Origin of the sequence: Ferroplasma sp. (genome assembly GCF_037442045.1) — an archaeon.
Taxonomy (GTDB): Archaea; Thermoplasmatota; Thermoplasmata; order Thermoplasmatales; family Thermoplasmataceae; genus Ferroplasma.
Genome location: NZ_JBBIRC010000040.1, coordinates 1 through 12718, shown reverse-complemented (window position 1 = coordinate 12718; position 12718 = coordinate 1). Strand labels below are relative to the sequence as shown.

The window sequence follows — 12718 nt, the reverse complement described above, 5'->3', positions numbered from 1 at the left end:
GGTTTATATTTACACAAAATACTATACATAACCATGGAAATGCCATAAAAAAACATTTTATAATAATATTTTTAATGTTTTTTTATACCTTTTTCAAATATATAACCAGACGGAAATCCCTGATCAGGCTGAAGATTTAAATGGATTGAAAGGCTTTCTGGAATGCAGGTTGTTCCATCTTTAGTATATTTAAAATCAGAACCATTGAGAATTGTATAATAATCCATTCTTCCACGGTAAATATAAACTCTATTTTCTCCATTGATATATATTCCATCACATTTTTTATCGAATTTCCACTGTTTATTTACAAAATTTTCTGGCTTAAACTTGATAAATTTATATTCTGATAAATCAATGCCACCAAGAAAGAAGTTGAATTTCTCCTTTACAGACATGCCAAAGGATTGCATGAGTTTAATTGATGGAATATTGGTTGTTTCAACCATACATCTCAGCGAGTTGAAGCTATTTTCCCCTGCGTATTTATAAATATATTGCAGAAGAGCTGTACCAATATGCTTTCTCCACGATTCTGAACTGACTCTCAGACCGCTGAACCACAGTGCCATGTCCTCCAGTGGCTCTATTTTTATAAAACCGTCAATGTTACTATTCTCTGAGACATATACTGTACCAGTGTCAAGAAATGAAGAACCATATTCTGAATTTATGTAATCATCATATCCTGCCCTTGCGGAAATTATACTAAGTGCATCCCAGTCTACCTGAGTAGCTTTTCTTATCATGGCAGCTTATATAACTCAAATTTAAAAGATTTTTGTCATCCACTAATGTTGTTTTTTACAATTATTGATATCATCATCGGCATTGGATGGTTTTCTGAACAATGAAATTATCCCAGAAATAAAAGTAATGCCAAAGCCAGTGTAAAATACATCGTGCATTGATCTCATGAAAGCTGGTGCAATTGTTTCCGGGAACCATATGTGCCCTGTAATTGTGTTCATTGTTGATGTTGATATATTCGATACGGCACTTCCGGGAAGTGTAGTGATAACATCTTTTACAGTGTTTAATCCCAGAAATGTTGAAAATAGTATTTCTGTTGGAGGTATACTTGAAAAATATGATGCCAATCCCGATGCATTTACTCCTGTAAGTGCTGTAGTTATTGCATCTGGATATGATAAAGAAAGCCCAAGTATTAGTATTGAAAAAAATGCGCCTATGCTTGACGCGTACCCTGCATTCCTCATTGTATTCAATATTCCGGATGTTGCTCCTCTTTCATTAGCAGGGACAGATGACATTGCTACTGTTAAATTGGGTACATTGAATATTCCATAGCCTACGCCAAATATGGTAATAATTATGGAGAGGAAAAGGTAAGAAAAATCATATGTTAAAGTTACAAGTGCAAGAAGGGCAAATGCAGATATAAAAAGGCCGGCAGTTGTAAGCCATCTGGGATCAAAGCGATTGGAAAGTTTACTGGATATAACACCGAATATGCCCATGGATAATGGTAGTGGAAGCATATATATTCCTGCCCAGAGAGGAGTGACAGAATAATTATAGCCATGTATTGGAAGCCAGATGCCCTGAAATATAAGTGTCAGCATATACATGAGCCCCATCATGCTCATGGCGGAAACAAATGCAGTAAATATGCTTATGCTGAAATTTCTGGATTTAAAAAGATGCATATCAAACATGGGGTTCTTAACTTTTTTTTCTACAAATGGAAACAGGGCAAGCATTGTTGTTCCCCCAGTCAGTGCTGAAATTACAAGAGGATTGGTCCAGCCCATTGGATCATTTTTATATGGTGTTATCCCATATGTAACTCCAAGAAGGAGAACTATAAGGCCAACTGCAAAAAGCAAATTCCCGGCAATATCTATATGCCTTGCAGCTCTTTCCCGCACGTCTTTGAGTTTTAAATATGACCATGCTGTGCCGAATATGCCTACTGGAATGCTTACAAGAAATATATCCCTCCAGTATATAGTTGCAAGTATGCCACCGAGAACTATGCCTATGCTCACACCTGAAACAGCAGCAACACTGTTTATTGAAATGGCAAATCCTCTTTCTTTGGCAGAAAAATTATCAGTAATAATTGCAAATGTATTGGCCATTATAAACGCTCCGCCCACTGCCTGAACGATTCTAAATATTATAAGCTCCATTGCAATTGTATAGCCGGTTCCAGGTGCAATGTATAGCAGGATTGAACCTATTGTGAATATTAGAAAACCAAGGTTGAATATACGGACACGACCAAATATATCCGATAATTTCCCGATGCTTACCAGCAAAACAGAGAGAACAATCATGTAACTCATTATCAGCCATAAAAGATATGGAAAAGAAGCTGCATCAAGTGGATTTAAATGAATTCCGGTAAAAATAGCAGGAAGTGCGACAATTATTATGCTTGTATTTATTGTTGCCATTAGTTGGCCTATTGTTGTATTGCTCAGTGCAATCCATTTTTCCTGCATTTTTCAAAATCGTAATTATATATATAAATATTATTAATAAATTGTTTATTACTAAAGTATAATTTATAAATATAATTATTCTTCCATATATGCCAGTCAAAGTAATTTAGCAGAATATTAATTTAATAATAAGCAATGAACAACAGTGATTAATATAGTTCCATTATCAGAAACTGAGATATATTCGGCAGGCGAGTTTTTGATTAAAGACCCATATAAAAATATACAGATGTCTTCATTGCTCCATGCTAATTTTCAGGGGTCATTAATAATTTATGATAATGGAGTAATAAGGGGAATACTTGCGGTTGACGAAAAAAACGGTGAACAGTGGTTTTATGGAAATAGAAAGGCTTTTAAGGCGATTTATCCGGAGTTAAACCTGGAAAATTATCCCATTTATATGGATAATAAAAATATTGACATAGCAGACCCAAAATCGCAGATGGAGCATAAGCAAGTACTGGTAATGCGATTAAAAATTAGGGATTACGCACAAAATGTTGGGGATGCAGACATTATCAATCCTGATGAAATTGAAAATTATAAAAGCACATTTAAAATTAAACCAGATCCTGAAAGAACGTATGTTATAGATTGCAATGGAACAGTAACAGCCGGCGCCAATATTTTATCTTGCAGCATAAAGGCCTGTGCAGTTGGATGCATTGTTTATATTAAGGGCCATGAAAATGATATTTCCAGGATAATTTCATCCATAGTTTATAAATACAGAACTTTTACTGAAAACATAGTTGCTTATGTTCCCCTTGCAAATGAATTAAAAGATGAATTTAAAAAAATGGGATTTGCTTATAATGGAGAACTTACAAAACTCTATAAAAGTGTGCATCACTAAATCAGTAGTATTTTTTATTAAAATAAATTCAATAAATATTCCAGATTAGTGCTGTTTTATTATGTTCTCCGGAGATATGTTTATATAAATCTGTGAATTTTCCAATGATATGAAGTATGATGTTGTTGTTATAGGTGCCGGAATTACCGGGTTAAGTTCTGCTTATCATCTAAAAAAGATGGATGCCTCTTTAAAAATTCTTGTTGCGGATAAATTTAAAACGTTTTCACAGGGAAATACCGCAAAAAGTGCTGCGGCATTCAGGGATTTTTTCACATTGAGGGAAAACCAGGTTATGGCACAGACATCTATCAACTTTTATAAACATTTGCAAAACGACATGAATGTAGATATAGGAATGAAATTTACAGGCTATCTATTCCTGTTTGACCATGAAAAAGATAAAGATTTTGTTTCAAAATATCCCCATTCAAGATTGGTTGATGAAGACCTTTCTGAAATGTTCAATGTAAATATTGATAAAGACACGCAGGAAGTTATGGGAATCGGTTCAATTAAATCTGCAGTAATAGATGAAAATGCAGGCATAATAGAGCCGGATCTGCTTTCAAAGTGGTATTATGACCAGCTCATTGAAATGGGAGTGGATTTTCAATTCAATACTTTTGTGAAGAGACTTGTTCTTGCCCCTGACACATCTTTGAATTACCCGGGAGAGCCATTTAACTGGCAAAAATCTGAGATCAAATACGCAGAAACGGATAAAGGAATCATAGAATCAGACTTTTATGTGCTTTGCACTGATGTTTGGACTACAGCACTCCTTAATCCAGTAGGAATAGATTCACATTTAAGGCCTAAAAAAAGGCAGATATTCCAGATAACTTCCCCAGGAATACAGAAAATTATTAACAAAAATATATTCAATGATTCTGGTGTGTTTCCCTTTACAATATTCCCCACCGGCGTCTATATGAGGCCTTATCCTCAGGCAAATTCCTTCTGGACCAGCCTTGCCGATGAACTTAACCGGGATTTTTCATTTACTGAAAATCCTGAGCCAGAACCGGATTTCTATACATATAATATAAAGCCAATACTGGATAATTATTTCCCTGCCTATGAAGGCTCAAGGATAACATCATCCTGGGCTGGATATTATTCATATAACACTATAGATTTTATGCCATACATATTCAATGATATTAATATTATAGTTGTTTCTGGTTCTACAGGAGGGGGAATCATGAAAGGCGATTCCATAGGAAGAATAGTAGCTGCAAGATATGATCATAAGAAAACGACCACACTTTATGGCGGAAAAAGAGTTACAAATACATATGCCGGTAAATACAGAAGCACAAAAATAGAAGATATGGTGCTTTAATATTTATTCTGCTTTTAAATAAATATAACAATTTTAACTTTCCATATTTTTGAATAATCTCAAAAAATAGGATCTTATTATCTATAGAAAAAGTTAAAAATACTATATTTTCAATGATTTACCTAAAGCACCTATGGTAAAAATTTTATAAAGGTAGGTTTTTATAAATTATCTTTATTTATTCACCATGACATTAAAAATAATTTTCTTATATCTACCATACTTGCATCTGCTGGATTTGTTACTACCCCTGTAGATTCACCAGCAAGGTTTACCAGTTTATCAAGCTGTTCCTGAAATGAATTTTTATCTATTCCTGTTTCGGAAATTTTACTGGATTGACCTATATTTTTTAAAATTTTTTTAACTGATTCGTCCAGTGTGCTTTCCCTGTACTGAGTGGGAATTATACCATTTAGGCGATCATATTTTTCCCTAACAGAATCATAGTTGAATCTAATAACGTTTGGGAGGAATATGCCTACGGCTTTTCCATGCGCAACATGAAAAATTGCCCCAAGTGAATGGCCAAGAGCATGTGCCAGGCCAATCTGGGAATTGGAAAATGATAGCCCTGCCATGGATGCCCCTATATGCATATTGTTTCTTGATACAATATTTTCTGGATCTTTCTGCAGTTCTATAATAGATGGCACAATCAGTTCAATGGCTTTTTCTGCCATGGCATCGGAATATGGATTGTTCCATCTGCTGGTATATCCTTCTATTGCATGGGTAATTGCATCCGTTGCAGTATTTATTGTTTGCGTTTTAGGAAGTGTTTTTACCATTAAAGGATCAAGTATAGCATAATCAGGCATTATTTCCGGAGAAGCAAGTTCGTCCTTCCTTTTTTCTGATTCATCAGAGATTACTGCAGCCCATGTACATTCTGATCCTGTTCCGCTGGTTGTAGGTATTGCAATCAACCTGCTTTTCTTCCTGAGGCCCAGTTTAACAAGCGGTGTAACATCATAGAATTCAAGGTCAGGACGTTCATATTTAAAGAATAAAATCTTTGAGCTGTCAATTACAGAACCGCCACCTATAGCTATGAAATACTCCGGCTGAAATTTAATTATATCATCAAGATGCTTTGCTACATCCTTATATCTGGGCTCTTCAGGAATATCATCCACCACATATAATTCTGTTCCGGCCATATTTTTTCTGACTGTATCAACAAGCCCTGCATCTTGTATGTGCTTATCTGTTACTATCACAGCTTTTTTAATTGATAAGGATTCAAGGAAGGATAGGGAATCTTCGCCGAATATTATTTGCGGGGACCTAAAATACCACATAGAAGTTCCCTCCAATTGCTTTTTTGCCGGCAAAAAACACAGATAAATTAGTTATACAATATAATTGCATAAAAAATATACAGTTTAATCATATATTAATATTATTGTCTGCACATTAATATTTTACCTGAAATAATCTGTTAACACCTGTTCACTTCCGGAATCAATAGTTATAACCTGCCCTGTCAGGGATTCAATAGATATCAGGCACATCACAGCATCAGCAACTTCTTCAGGTTCTATTAGTTTCCCGATTAAAGTATATTTTTCAGCAAAATTGTTCCCTCCATGTTCATAATTTGTAACAGGCTATCTCCCATTTTTGTTCTGGCAACTCCGGGTGCTACAGCATTTACTGTTAGGCCTTGGTTGCCAGTTCCAGCTCTATGGATTTTACCAGGCCTAGAATAGCCGCCTTTGTCATTCCATAAACGGATAACATGGAAAATGGGGAAATGCCAGCCAATGAAGCTATATTTATTAAAACTCCATTTTTGAATTTGGTGTAAATTCTCTGGACATCCAGGTAGTTAAAAATAGGTTGTATTGAACATTGCCTGCATATGGTTTTCCCTATGCTGTCAAATGGCCTCAAAATTCCTAAACCTGCATTGTTAATAAGAATGTCTGGTTCTCTAAAATTATTCCTGAAATCGCCGAAATTTTATTTCCGCTTTCCTCAGTAAAAATATCGGCAACCGATAGAATTCCTTCCGATATTTTATTGACTTCGGTTAATGTTTCATTGCCTTCCTCAATATTCTTTCTAACGTTGACAATAGCCTTTCCGCCGGATGCGGCGATTTTAATAGCTATATGTCTCCATATTTCTCTACCCTACCCAATTACAAGAGACATGTTATTTTTTATAATACAAATATTTACAACAAATTTTATTGATTTGCTCATTTTAATTAATTTAAATTATTGCTTAAACGTTAGTTGGGGCAATAACAATATCATGGGAACTGAAAAAGTTCAAGCATATTATGGCACATTTCTACGGTAAAGGAAGAGGCATTCTCAGTTTCACCGTCTATTTCTATGAGACTGTTGCAGATTACATTTATTTGCTTTGCCTTTCGATTTATTACATATGAATCGTCAATATATGTGCCATTGCGCAGGGATAAAAGTTTGGAAAAAATTCTGATTTTTGGCATATATTTTATTATGTGAACATTAAAAAAACCATCATCCATTATAGAATCTGGTGATGCATGTATTCCCTTTCCATAGTACTGGCCATTTGCAATTATTATATCAATTATTTTTTCATTTAATGATTCATTATCAATTATTATATTAGATGCAATTGGCCTTATTCTTATAATGCCTGACAGAATAGCATAAATAAATGTCAATCCCGTTCTATGTTTTATAGAGTTTACTTTTACCATTACCATTCCACCCAGCCCTGCTTCCATAATATTTATAAAGTATCTGGATTTGCCATTTATATGAATTAAACCCAGGTCTATCCTTTTTGATTTCCCAACAGAAATAATATTCGGGATCTCGCTGATTTTTACTCGACCGGTAGTTCTGGCCAGATCAGAGCCGGTACCTGCAGAAACGGGAATTAGAATAACATTCTTTCCTGCTACTGCCTGTATAGCGTAATTTACTGTTCCATCCCCACCAACAGTTATCAGGTATTTTATATCTGAATTTTTTTCTATATAATTGATAAAATTTTCAGAGTTTTTTTCAGTAAATGACGATGTTACTTCATAACCATCAAGCAGGTGTTTGATTTCTTCCATTATTCTCAGCGCATTTCCAGAACCGGCATATTTATTTCCCAGGATATGTATTCTCATATTCATCCTCCATTAATTTACAAGCCTTCTGCTCCATGAATTTGCCAGAATCTCCAGAATATATTCTCAGGGCAAGCCTGCGCCTCATTATATCTTCGGGCTTCACAGGGCATTCATATTTTATTATCTGATCAAGATTACCTGCGCTTCTTGAATAGTCAATAAATGGCATATTTTTGATTTTCAGCTTTCTTCCCAGGAGGGAAGAGACTATTTTGGCAACTTTTCTGCTCCCCACACGATAATCTGTAAGTTTGCCTCCAAGGGCAAATATAAAATTTCCTTTCCTTGTGATTTTAAAGTCCCTTGATATTTCTCCGGGATTATCACCCGAACCAAATAAAACCCTTATCCCTGCAAAACTTGTTATTATTTTATCCTCTTCAAATTCAGGGAACAATGGTTTAAGGCTATCAAGCAGGTATTTTGTATCTTCATTGCTTATTGAAAAATCATCCGGGTTTTCTGTAAATTTATCTGTAGTTCCAATATAAACAATTTCTCCAGAAGGGATAATGAAGAGTTGCCTGCCATCTATGGAAGACCTGATCACAGCTGCATTTTTTCTTCCCCATAAAGAGAAGGGAAATACAAGATGAATTCCTTTGCTTAACCTGAAACTTTCTTCTGGATCAATGCCCGCCATATGCGATATTCTATCTCCCCAGGGGCCAGCCGCGTTTATTATTATCCGGGAAATAATTGTTTTATTGGACCCTGATATATTATCATGAATTGATACGGCATAATTTTCACCGTCCATTTTTATTGACACTGCTTCCACGTAGTTCAGGCATGTTGCGCCATGATTTTGTGCTGAAACTATATTATAAATTACAAGGACTGAATCTATGGTAATTCCATCAAAATAGCTGTAATAGCCATCTATTGTTTCTGGATATCTCCCATCATTTCTAATATGCCTTGCTGGAGCCAGTTTTCCGGATAGAACATTATAAAGGGAAAGTCCAAGTCCAAGTTCTGAACTGTTCCACATATCCTTACCGGTGAATATGTGGAATTCTAATGATGTGACTATATCCGTGTGATTCATTAGATAATTTCTCTCTTTCAGGAGGCGGAATACTTCCAGCAGTCTTCCATTTTGAAGATAGCGTAAACCACCGTGCACTAGTTTAGATGAACCTGAACTTGTACCGGAGGCGAAATCATTTTTTTCCAGAAGCAAAGTATTTACACCATTTTCAGCCAGAATATTAGCAATCCCTGAACCGGTTATGCCACCACCAATTACTACCACATCGTACATATTTCCATCCATGGAATCTATAGCCTTTTTTCTGGTATGGATTGAAAATTCACTGGTCATTTTGCCACCCGGAAAACAAACCATCATCCATCAGTGATTGTGCCTTTATTGTGGCCTGATCTAAATAATGCCGGAAATATGTTCCTGCCCCATGATGGTCACTTATTGCCGCTCCCTTTTTCACAAAATTTCCAACTATTGCGTTCCTTATGTTTCTCAGGTCTTCCGTAGCATTGTCAGATAGGATTATAAAAGTAAAGTAAATACACGCACCGGTTGTATACATATGAGAGAGATGCGCCATTATAATGCCCTTAAATCCAAATTCCTTTTGCAGAGAGTAAAATTTATCCAGTGTACTTCTGTAAAGTTCTGGAAGTTTATCCCAAACTGCAGAGGTTTCGAGAGTGTCAGGAACATATCCATGTTTCCACAAAATGTTTGCCAATCCCGGCCTTGAATATCTATCCTTGAGCCACTGATGGCCCGGGTAAGTACCTGCCGAAATTCCTCCGTAAACTTTACTCCTGTATTTGCAATCATTATTCATTACTACAAGCAATGAACCGGATTTAACACCGCGAATGCCAAGGTAGTTCAAAAATAATTTCTTAAGGTTTGAGTTGCTTGAGCTTTCTATAGCTATTTTTGTTTCGGTATTATCCGATAATCTCATTACACTGGGAAACTTTTCAAGGGTTTTAATCGAGTCTATTCCATTTTCAAAACTTTTAAAAAAATAGGATTTAAAGAATTTTTTGACGGGCAATTTAAAAGTTTTCAGGGTAGCCTCAACAATGAGCCCGTATCTACCTTCACTGGAAGAAAATATTGATCTTGCATTAAGCCCGGACGATTCTCTTGGAACAATCCTGTCCATTATTATTCCGTCCGAAGTTAAAGCCTTGATTGCAATTATTGAATTATCTATTCCGCCGTACTGGTTTGATTCCTGGCCATTTTCACGAGTGCTTACCCATCCTCCTACGGTAGAATAGTTAAATGATTCTGGGAAATTCCCACATGTATATCCATGTGCATTCAGTACTTTTTCTAATTCTGGACCATACGTGCCAGAACCAACAGTTGCCATATTTTCATTAATTGATACACTGTTCAATTTTGATGTGTCTATTGCAAGGACATGCGATCCAGGCTTCATATTGAAACATCCACTAACATTTGTGCCACCACCAAATATGGACGCCTTTAGTCCTGATTTTTTTAGAATATCTATTATCTGACCAATATTATTGTATTCTGGATTAACAACACCGTCAACTATAGACATTGAAACTCTATTTCTTGCATCAAGGATTTCGGGGGAAGATTTGCCAGCTGAATGCAGGAATCTGGATTTAATGCTCAAATCTAAACTTCCTTCAGGGAAAAGATTTTTTAATTTTTGTTCCGTAAAATATTTTGATTCGTCTATATTCCTGTTGCCATCCCATACCATTTCGGTATGTATTCCGAACATGTTTTCGATATAATTGAATTCTTCTGTAAAATCGCGGGTTATCTGATTGCCATATAGTACTGGAACTAACACAGGATATTAACAATAATATATATATAAAATTATGCTAAATGCCTAAATGCCAACGTTGATGGAAACGCGAAACGATCTTTAAAGATATACAATATCATTTATGATCTGGACATAGTTCTACTCCCTATTAAATAATATAATTAATATATTATTCCTTTTAATTATATACAAAATATTAATGGATATAATCACTAATAATATAATAACAGTATAAATCAAGGAAAGAAGTAGAGCAGGTATTTGAGGCAATGAAGGGAGACCTTGAATCCGACAAAGGATATTTAAGGGATAAGAATAAGGTAAATGGAATCTTTTTCACAGTATTCATTGCGTTAAGGTTCAGGATCCTTAAAATTTTAAAAGATAACAATCTTAATAATAAAATATCAGTAAATGAAGTTATATATGAATTATCAAAGATGGAGAAGATCGTTGAATCAGAGAATATAGAGTATTTTACTGCAATCCCAACGAAGGTAGAAAATCTATTAAATATATTCAAGGAACTCATATCTATGGGTTAAATGCTCGAAGGTTATGTAATTAAATTTAAATATTTAGTTGGAATTAGTTTAACTATGGAGATAAAAGTTGGAAAAAAAGGATATATAATTATACCCAAAAGCATTAGAGAAGATTCAGGTATAAAAGAAGGTGACAATGTGAATATTTACTTTAATAAAACAATTATAATCGACAAATTAAAAAAAGAAAAGGATATTAAAAAGGTCCTTGATTCTTTAAAAGAACATAAAAAAATAATGGAAAAATACAATATTAAACAAAATAGTAAAAAATATTCGCTGGAGGATGAATTTGACTGATATATTTATAGATGCCAACTTTTATATTTATCTTAACTGTTTTACTGATAATTATGATTCTAAATATATAGAATTATTAAATGATTATGACACATATACAAATGTCCTGGCATTTGATGAAGTTATATATATTTCTTATAAAAAATACAATATAAAATTTGATGATACAATTGATTTTATCAAAAATTCTGTGATTCCATTTACAAATATTCTTGATCTAACAATAAATGAATATAAAAAAGCCTCTGAAATCATTTTAAATTATAAAACGAAACCCTCGGATTCTTTACATATTGCAACGATGTTAAATAATAATATATTCAATATACTTACTGAGGATTCTGATTTTAATAATATAGATAAAATTAAAAAAATATGGCTATAAAAATAAGATATTTATTCAAAAAAAAGTGACATAATTATGTGATATTTTTTATCTATATCAAATAAATTTCAGGAATTCAATGTGCTGACCGTATTATTTTATCGTATACAATAGTTCCAGATCGTTTCTATACCTGTAGTCATTATCATAAAACGGTTATGAATACGGAAGTGGGAAACGGGTGATTCCATATTAAATATTATTTATGAATAATAACTTAATATTTTTGCTGAAAATCAACTACCATCTGTTCAACTCCGGAGTCCATAGTTATAACCTGGCCGGTCATGGATTCAATCGATACCAGGGACAATACAGCATCGGCAACCTCTTCTGGTTCTATTAATTTACCGGTCAATGTATATTTTTTGGCAAAGATCTCTTCATCCATTTTAATTGCCTGAAGAAGGCTTTCTCCCATCTTTGTTTTGACAACTCCAGGTGCAACAGCATTCACCCTTATACCCTTATATGCGAGCTCCAATGCCATAGACTTTGTGAGGCTTATAATAGCTGCTTTTGTCATTCCGTATACAGATAATCCTCGAAATGGAGATATGCCGGCCAATGAAGCTATATTGATTATAACTCCGTGTTTTGAAATGGAAGCAAATTCTTTCGACATCCATATAGTTGAAAATAGATTTGCATTGAACATTGCCTGCATGTGGTTTTCCTGTATACTTTCAAATGGCTCTAAAATTCCTAAACCTGCATTATTAACCAGAATATCAGGTTCTCCAAAGTTTTTTCTGGTATCATTGAAAAGCTTGTTTCTGCCTTCTTCTGTAGAAACATCTGCAACAGAAAGAATTCCTCTCGAGGCTTTATTTACCTCTTTCAATACTTCATTTCCTTCATCCACATGCTTTCTAACATTGA

13 protein-coding genes are annotated in these 12718 nt (G+C 34.4%); 5 read left to right on the top strand and 8 right to left on the bottom strand.

The window, feature by feature from the left end; all coding sequences use genetic code 11:
- Positions 1–71: 71 nt before the first annotated feature.
- Positions 72–749, bottom strand: coding sequence for a GNAT family N-acetyltransferase (locus tag WKI77_RS05995; RefSeq protein WP_337860919.1), 678 nt, complete (start codon positions 747–749; stop codon positions 72–74).
- Positions 750–791: 42 nt separating this feature from the next.
- Positions 792–2471, bottom strand: coding sequence for an MFS transporter (locus WKI77_RS05990; protein WP_337860918.1), 1680 nt, complete (start codon positions 2469–2471; stop codon positions 792–794).
- A gap of 145 nt (positions 2472–2616) precedes the next feature.
- On the opposite strand from WKI77_RS05990, the gene WKI77_RS05985 reads away from it, so the two are divergent.
- Both WKI77_RS05985 and WKI77_RS05980 read left to right on the top strand, forming a co-directional pair.
- Complete coding sequence (locus WKI77_RS05985; protein WP_337860917.1) at positions 2617–3330, top strand: hypothetical protein; 714 nt, start codon at positions 2617–2619, stop codon at positions 3328–3330.
- A 109-nt stretch (positions 3331–3439) separates the two neighbouring features.
- Positions 3440–4678 (top strand): FAD-binding oxidoreductase, encoded by a 1239-nt coding sequence (locus WKI77_RS05980; RefSeq protein ID WP_337860916.1) that lies wholly within the window; start codon positions 3440–3442, stop codon positions 4676–4678.
- Positions 4679–4860: 182 nt separating this feature from the next.
- Here the strand turns inward: WKI77_RS05980 and WKI77_RS05975 are convergent, their stop codons facing one another.
- The 5 genes from WKI77_RS05975 to WKI77_RS05955 all read right to left on the bottom strand — a co-directional run bounded on the left by WKI77_RS05975 (position 4861) and on the right by WKI77_RS05955 (position 10627).
- Complete coding sequence (locus WKI77_RS05975; RefSeq protein WP_337860915.1) at positions 4861–5982, bottom strand: iron-containing alcohol dehydrogenase; 1122 nt, start codon at positions 5980–5982, stop codon at positions 4861–4863.
- A gap of 358 nt (positions 5983–6340) precedes the next feature.
- Positions 6341–6577, bottom strand: coding sequence for an SDR family NAD(P)-dependent oxidoreductase (locus WKI77_RS05970; RefSeq protein ID WP_337860914.1), 237 nt, complete (start codon positions 6575–6577; stop codon positions 6341–6343).
- 364 nt (positions 6578–6941) lie between these two features.
- A complete protein-coding gene (locus tag WKI77_RS05965; protein ID WP_337860913.1) occupies positions 6942–7805 on the bottom strand; it encodes a diacylglycerol kinase family protein in 864 nt (287 codons plus the stop codon).
- On the bottom strand, positions 7780–9135 hold the full coding sequence (locus WKI77_RS05960) for an FAD-dependent oxidoreductase (protein ID WP_337860912.1): 1356 nt from the start codon (positions 9133–9135) through the stop codon (positions 7780–7782). Before WKI77_RS05960 ends, WKI77_RS05965 begins: the two co-directional genes overlap by 26 nt.
- A complete protein-coding gene (locus tag WKI77_RS05955) occupies positions 9125–10627 on the bottom strand; it encodes an FAD-binding oxidoreductase (protein ID WP_337860911.1) in 1503 nt (500 codons plus the stop codon). The genes WKI77_RS05960 and WKI77_RS05955 overlap by 11 nt, the downstream gene beginning before the upstream one ends.
- Before the next feature lie 248 nt (positions 10628–10875).
- Here WKI77_RS05955 and WKI77_RS05950 point away from each other — a divergent pair, with 248 nt between their 5' ends.
- From WKI77_RS05950 to WKI77_RS05940, 3 genes are read left to right on the top strand one after another with little or no spacing between them, the layout of a single operon-like run.
- Positions 10876–11151, top strand: a complete 276-nt coding sequence (locus tag WKI77_RS05950) for a hypothetical protein (protein WP_337860910.1) — start codon at positions 10876–10878, stop codon at positions 11149–11151.
- Positions 11152–11205: 54 nt separating this feature from the next.
- A complete protein-coding gene (locus WKI77_RS05945) occupies positions 11206–11451 on the top strand; it encodes an AbrB/MazE/SpoVT family DNA-binding domain-containing protein (protein WP_337860909.1) in 246 nt (81 codons plus the stop codon).
- Positions 11444–11836 carry a type II toxin-antitoxin system VapC family toxin gene (locus tag WKI77_RS05940; RefSeq protein ID WP_337860908.1) on the top strand — a complete coding sequence of 131 codons (393 nt, stop codon included), beginning with the start codon at positions 11444–11446 and terminating at the stop codon, positions 11834–11836. The genes WKI77_RS05945 and WKI77_RS05940 overlap by 8 nt, the downstream gene beginning before the upstream one ends.
- Positions 11837–12053: 217 nt before the next feature.
- Here WKI77_RS05940 and WKI77_RS05935 read toward each other — a convergent pair.
- The coding region (locus WKI77_RS05935) for an SDR family oxidoreductase (RefSeq protein WP_337860907.1) at positions 12054–12718 on the bottom strand (665 nt) is incomplete at its 5' end.

Bases quoted from the DNA above. Each gene is read 5' to 3' on its own strand.
- WKI77_RS05950 (WP_337860910.1), top strand. From the start codon at position 10,876: ATGAAGGGAGACCTTGAATCCGACAAAGGATATTTAAGGGATAAGAAT.
- WKI77_RS05980 (WP_337860916.1), top strand. From the start codon at position 3,440: ATGAAGTATGATGTTGTTGTTATAGGTGCCGGAATTACCGGGTTAAGT.
- WKI77_RS05995 (WP_337860919.1), bottom strand. From the start codon at position 749: ATGATAAGAAAAGCTACTCAGGTAGACTGGGATGCACTTAGTATAATT.
- WKI77_RS05965 (WP_337860913.1), bottom strand. From the start codon at position 7,805: ATGAGAATACATATCCTGGGAAATAAATATGCCGGTTCTGGAAATGCG.
- WKI77_RS05945 (WP_337860909.1), top strand. From the start codon at position 11,206: ATGGAGATAAAAGTTGGAAAAAAAGGATATATAATTATACCCAAAAGC.
- WKI77_RS05975 (WP_337860915.1), bottom strand. From the start codon at position 5,982: ATGTGGTATTTTAGGTCCCCGCAAATAATATTCGGCGAAGATTCCCTA.
- WKI77_RS05990 (WP_337860918.1), bottom strand. From the start codon at position 2,471: ATGCAGGAAAAATGGATTGCACTGAGCAATACAACAATAGGCCAACTA.
- WKI77_RS05960 (WP_337860912.1), bottom strand. From the start codon at position 9,135: ATGACCAGTGAATTTTCAATCCATACCAGAAAAAAGGCTATAGATTCC.